The 5,746-nt window shown below is 56.6% G+C and carries 5 protein-coding genes; 1 reads left to right on the forward strand and 4 read right to left on the reverse strand.

The window, feature by feature from the left end; translation table 11 throughout:
- Positions 1-222: 222 nt before the first annotated feature.
- Together wrbA and CCE92_RS12435 are read right to left on the reverse strand one after the other, a co-directional pair.
- Positions 223-927 (reverse strand): NAD(P)H:quinone oxidoreductase, encoded by a 705-nt coding sequence (gene wrbA / locus CCE92_RS12430; RefSeq protein WP_088008354.1) that lies wholly within the window; start codon positions 925-927, stop codon positions 223-225.
- Positions 928-1,134: 207 nt separating this feature from the next.
- Complete coding sequence (locus tag CCE92_RS12435; RefSeq protein WP_088008356.1) at positions 1,135-2,751, reverse strand: ABC1 kinase family protein; 1,617 nt, start codon at positions 2,749-2,751, stop codon at positions 1,135-1,137.
- Positions 2,752-2,848: 97 nt separating this feature from the next.
- Between CCE92_RS12435 and CCE92_RS12440 the strand changes: the two genes are divergently transcribed.
- Positions 2,849-3,625, forward strand: coding sequence for an enoyl-CoA hydratase-related protein (locus CCE92_RS12440; RefSeq protein WP_088008358.1), 777 nt, complete (start codon positions 2,849-2,851; stop codon positions 3,623-3,625).
- Positions 3,626-3,661: 36 nt separating this feature from the next.
- On the opposite strand, the gene CCE92_RS16350 is transcribed toward CCE92_RS12440, so the two are convergent.
- Both CCE92_RS16350 and CCE92_RS16355 read right to left on the reverse strand, forming a co-directional pair.
- Complete coding sequence (locus tag CCE92_RS16350) at positions 3,662-4,666, reverse strand: alpha/beta hydrolase family protein (protein ID WP_338152474.1); 1,005 nt, start codon at positions 4,664-4,666, stop codon at positions 3,662-3,664.
- Entirely contained in the window at positions 4,666-5,634 is a 969-nt protein-coding gene (locus CCE92_RS16355; protein ID WP_338152473.1) for a TolB family protein, read from the reverse strand. Before CCE92_RS16355 ends, CCE92_RS16350 begins: the two co-directional genes overlap by 1 nt.
- Positions 5,635-5,746: the final 112 nt, after the last annotated feature.

Consider the following 5,746-nt stretch of genomic DNA (forward strand, 5'->3'; position numbering starts at 1 on the left):
ATAAATCTTGCTGAACGCGCATAAATCTTGCTGAACGCGCATAAATTCCGCTGAACGCGCATAAATCCTGTTGAACGCGCATAAATCTCATCTTACCCGACTTATTGGTGCATCAGAAAACCCTGCCGGCGTTCCGGCAGGGTTAAATTGATCCATCGACAAGCTTCCTTTATTGCATCCGCCGCCGAACGAGGTTTTGCATCCGCCGCCGAACACGGCCCGTCACCTGTTTTTCACCCATCCGGCAACCATGACGGTGCGTTTCGCCTGGTGTTTGACAGCGGCTTCGATGGCTGCCCGGTCTTCGATCATGTTGCCCTCCTGGTCGACAGAGACGCTGGTGCCGTATGGATTGCCGCCGGCAGCGAATGTGACCGGATCCGTGTAGCCCGGCGCGGCGATGATTGTGCCCCAGTGATGCATGCTCTTGTAGATGCCGAGAATGGTCGCTTCCTGTCCGCCATGCGGATTCTGTGCCGACGCCATCGCACTCACGACTTTATTCGCCAGTTTCCCTTGAGCCCATGCGCCGCCAGCCGTGTCGAACAGCTGCTGAAGCTGTGCCGCCATATTCCCGAACCGTGTCGGCACGCTGAAAATGATGGCATCCGCTTCAACCAGGTCATCCACCTGTGCTGCCGGCACCTGCTCGGTCGCCTGCAAATGCGCCTGCCATGCCGGCACGGTATCGATCACTTCCTGGGGAGCCAGTTCCGTCGCTTTGAATACAGTCGCTTCGGCCCCCGCTTCCCGGGCTCCTTCTGCCGCCCACTGCGCCAGCTGGTAATTCGTGCCGCTCATACTGTAATAAACCACCGCGACCTTCACTTTCTTCGGCGGTTCCTCCACCTGTTGCGGCTGCTTTATCGGTTGGGTCTCCTGCTCCGTTTTCTTTTTCCCGCCAAACAGTTTCGATAAGATCCCCATTGTGCGATCATCACTCCTTCAAGTATATTTTCGCTGAATACTTCGGCCATCTTCCCGTCCCCACATTTATCTTTAATTCAGTACAATCGTACCTTACCCTAATTTGTTGCCGAATAAAAGCCGCCGGTCAAATTTGTCCTATTTTTCAATTAAAAAAGACAGGACGGCGCCATCACGCGGATCCTGTCTTTCGTTATTCCGTTCAGTTCAGTCAACCGTCCGGAACGTCCAGAGAGAACCGAGCAGAAAGACGCCCGATACCCAGATGACCGCCTCATGCTCGAACCAGACCGCAGCGGAAAGACTGGCGAACGACAGGAGACCGAACGAGCCGGCGAACGCCCGGGTCTGCAGGATCCGCTGCCACTCGCGGTCGAGTTCGTCCCGGCGCTCCATGTAGTGACGATAGCGTTCCGGTTCTTCAAGGATGTCGGCCACTTTTTGGGGCAGCGACCGGATCGGACCGGTCGTATTCAGCACCCACCGGACGACATCTTCACGGCCGAAAATGCGGCCGCCCGCCTCCTGGCTGTTGGCCCATTCAAGCACACGCGGGCGGGCGAGCCCCAAAAGGTCGACGTTCGGATCGAGGACATAAAGGACCCCGACGAACGTCGATGCCGCCCGGCCGAAAAATGCGAATTCCGCCGGCAGCTGCACCGGCTGATTCAGCACAAGCTCCTGCAGGTCTTCCAGCAGCTGCTGGAGCATGAGGCTGTCCATCTTGAAAAGCTCGGATGACTCATACATTTTCACCGTGCGGCTGATCGCTTCCTTCAGGACCGGCCGTTCCGCATTGGGCAGCAGGAAGCCCAGCTCTTCCAGGGCGTCCAGCACCTGATCATAATTCTTGAAGATGATGCCTTCAGCAATCCGCAGTCCCGCCTGAGCGTCGGTCTGTGTAATGACGCCGGTCATTCCGAAGTCGATCAGCGTGATTGTGCCGTCCGGTGAGATCAGGATGTTCCCGCCGTGCGGGTCGGCGTGGAATTCCCCGCCGTTCAGGACCTGCTCCAGGAACAGGAGGAACAGCCGCTCCGCCAGAATCTGGCGGTTCAGCCCGTTTTTTTCAATAAAGGCAGTGTCCGTGATGCGCGACCCTTCGATCCATTCCATCACCAGCACTTTGCGCGTGGACAGCTCCTCGTAGTAGTTCGGAATCCGGATGCCGGGCATCGTGCCGAAGCGGTCGGCAAATGACCGGCCGCTTTTCAGTTCTTCTTTAAAATCGAGTTCATTGCCGATGGTCCGTACCATTTCCCGGTACAGCGCGGGCAGATCCGCCTTCCTGCTCAGCGGCGTGAATTTCCGGAAAAACCACATGATGAACGCAAACGCCTGGAAGTCGGCATGGATGATGTGCTCAGTCCCCGGCCGCTGCACTTTTATGGCGACTTCGGATCCGTCTTTCAGCACCCCTTTATACACTTCACCGATCGAAGCGGACGCCGTCACTTCATCGGCCAGCGACATCAAGTATTGCGTATACGGTGCATTCCATTCTGTTTCGATGACATCCACGATTTTCCCGCGGGAGATGGAAGGTACGCGGTCGGTCAGCCCCTCGAGTTCCGCCAGAAACGTCGGCGGCATGATGTCCGCGCGCGTCGAGAGGAACTGGCCGACTTTGATCAAAAGGCCGCCGAGCTGCTGCGCGAGTTTTTTGTACTCTTTGGCCTGTCCGGTGACGAGCCGGTTCCATTGATCCATCGTCAGCGGATCCCAGCTTCCCTGGTGACGCTTTCGGAACAGGGTGATCTGCAAATAGAATTTCAGTGCCATCCATACGATGCGGAAAATCCGGTACGCTGCGACTCTGTTCACGGCGCCACCTCCTTTTTGTCCATTATATCGGCAGTTGGCGGCCGCGTCCAAAAGTGGTATGTTTGAAACGAATGGATCCGAAATTGGGGGGATGGATATGGAAACAATCCACTACGAACAGCGCGGCCATCTGGCTTTTATTACACTGAACCGGCCGGAGGCGATGAATGCGTTCAATTACGAAATGCTGAACGAGCTGAGCCAGGTCGCGGAAGCGGTCCGGATCAATCCGGACATCCGCGCAGTCGTCTTCATGGGTGCCGGGGAGAAAGCATTCAGCGTCGGCGCGGACTTGAAAGAGCGCAAAACGCTCAACGAGCAGCAGGTGAAACGCAACATTTATAAAATCGGGGAAGTGTTCACGACCATCGAAAATTTGCCGCAGCCGACCATTGCGATGATGAACGGCTACGCGTTCGGCGGTGGAATGGAACTTGCACTGGCTTGTGACTTCCGGATTTTAGCCGAAGAAGCGACTGTCGGCCTGACGGAAACCAGTCTCGCCATCATCCCGGGCGCAGGCGGAACCCAGCGGCTGCCGCGGCTGATCGGCGAAGCGAAAGCGCTCGAACTGATTCTGACGGCGCGCCGCCTGAAAGCGCAGGAAGCGCTCGAGTACGGTATCGTCACCCGGGTGGCGCCGCGGGATCAGCTGGCACAAGTGACGAGCGAATTCGCGGATCTCATGCTCGCAAACGGCCCGATCGCTCTGCAGCAGGCAAAGTTCGCGATCAAGAACGGACTGAACGCCGACCTGCAGACGGGGCTCCACATCGAGCGGAAAGCTTATGAAGTCACCATTCCGACAGAAGACCGGGTGGAAGCGCTCATCGCGTTCGGTGAAAAACGCAAACCCGATTTCAAAGGCAAATAAAAACGGGCGGTCCGTCAAAGCGGACTGCCCGTTTTTTCACTTCAGCCGTTCTTCCATCCAGCCGGCCAGCGCTTCAAGCCGCGCATAGCGCAAATTCGGTTTCCCGGTGCGTGACAGGTTATGATCCGATTCCGGGAACCGGATGAATTCCGTTTCCTTCCCCATGCTTTTCAGCGTGATGTACAGCTGTTCAGCCTGCTCGATCGGACAGCGCGAGTCGTTTTCGGCGTGCAGGATAAGCAGCGGCGTCGAAATGTTCTCGGCATACTTCAGCGGCGAGATGTCCCAAAGCCGGTCCGGCTCCGACATGTCGGCTCCGTGCTGCCAGTCACTGAAGTAATAGCCGATGTCCGAAGTGCCGAAAAAACTGATCCAGTTGGAGATCGACCGCTGTGTGACGGCCGCTTTGAAGCGGTCCGTATGACCGACGATCCAGTTTGTCATGAATCCGCCGTAGCTGCCGCCGGTCACCCCGAGCCGCTCCGTGTCGATCCAGCTGTTCGACTCGATGACTGAATCAAGCGCGTTCATGATATCCCGGTAATCCCCGCCACCGTAATCGCCGCGTACTGCATCCACGAAAATCTGGCTGTAGCTGTGGCTTCCGCGCGGATTGACGTAGAGGACGCCGAACCCTCTCGCCGACAGCAGCTGCATTTCATGGAAAAACGTATTCCCGTACATGGCGTGGGGACCGCCGTGAATATTGACGATAAGCGGGAACTTTTTCCCTTCCTCGAATCCCCGGGGCTTCATCAGCCAGCCGTGTACATCATACTCGCCTGAAACAGCGGAAATCGGTTCAGGTTCCGCCAAATCCGTCCCGTCCGTATAGTCCTTATTGAACGAGGTCAGCGCCTCCTGCTCTCCCGACACGATGTCGAGCAGGTACAGCTCGCCCGGATTCACCGGCGTGCTCACAGCGAGCAGCGCCACATCTCCGTCCGCCGAAATCGAATAGCCATACACATGCTCCCCTTCTCCTGTAGCGGGATAAATCGCCCCGTCGAGGGAAGCATAATAAAGCCGGACATCCCCCATCACGGAAACTTGAAAGTACAGGTCGCCCTGATCCGTCCAAACGACATAAGGCGCTTCCGCCCCCTGCTGGGTGTCCGCCGCCACTTCATCCCCGACCGGCGCATCGAGCGATTCTGTGATCGTCTGCCGGGTACCGGTTTCCCTGTCGTATACGTACACCTCATAATGCGTCGCATTCTCGAACGTCCGCGGGATGCCGATGAACGCCACTTTCGAATCATCGGCCGAAAAACGGCGCCGGTGAAGCTGCCCTCTTCTTCGAGGATCAGCCGCTCACCGTCCGTCTCCGTATCGTATATGTACAATTTCGTCCGGAAAATGAAATCGAGATCATCTTCCCGATCGACACTGTATACCAGTTTCCCGCCGTCACGGGATACCGCTTCAAGTTTGTGGTCATAAGGATCGGCCGTCACTTGCTCGACAGCGCCCGTTTCCAGGTCGATAAGGCCGATCTGCTGGTGAACGTCCTGCTCGGTCAGGCCGCCATCCGGCTGTTTGTATTTCATTGTGGTGACACGGACCGGTTCCGGTTTCTTTTCTTCCTTTTCCTCTTCTTTATCCGTGAACGATCCGCCGTCTTTCACGTCCCCGTTCACCCATATTTTCGTGCCGTCCGGCGCCCAGCGGAAACTGTCGACCCCTTTTTCGAAATCCGTCACTTTCCGCGCTTCACCGCCATCCGCCGGAATCACGTACAGCTGGTTCTTTTCGGTCCTATCCGATAAGAATGCGGCACTGCTTCCGTCCACTGACCAGCGCGGCTGGGAAACGCGCTCTTTTGCATGCGTCCACTGGGTCAGTTTTTTCGTTTTCAGGTCCGCATGCCACAGATGCGTCCGATATGTATTGTCTTGTTCATCAATCACTGTACGGATAAACAGTGCTTCACTTCCGTCCGGGGACAGCTGGGGTTCGTTGACCGATGACAGTTTTGCCAAGTCCCGGATTTCCACTCTTTTCTTCATGTTGCACCCTCCCTTGTTTCGACGTTCGTATCTTTACTATAGGGAAACTTCCACAAACTTTCAAACCGCACGATAACAGCGGCGGCCACAGTACGCCGAATCCGGTTCCGCC

Origin of the sequence: Indiicoccus explosivorum (assembly GCF_002167005.1) — a bacterium.
Classification (GTDB): domain Bacteria; phylum Bacillota; class Bacilli; order Bacillales_A; family Planococcaceae; genus Indiicoccus; species Indiicoccus explosivorum.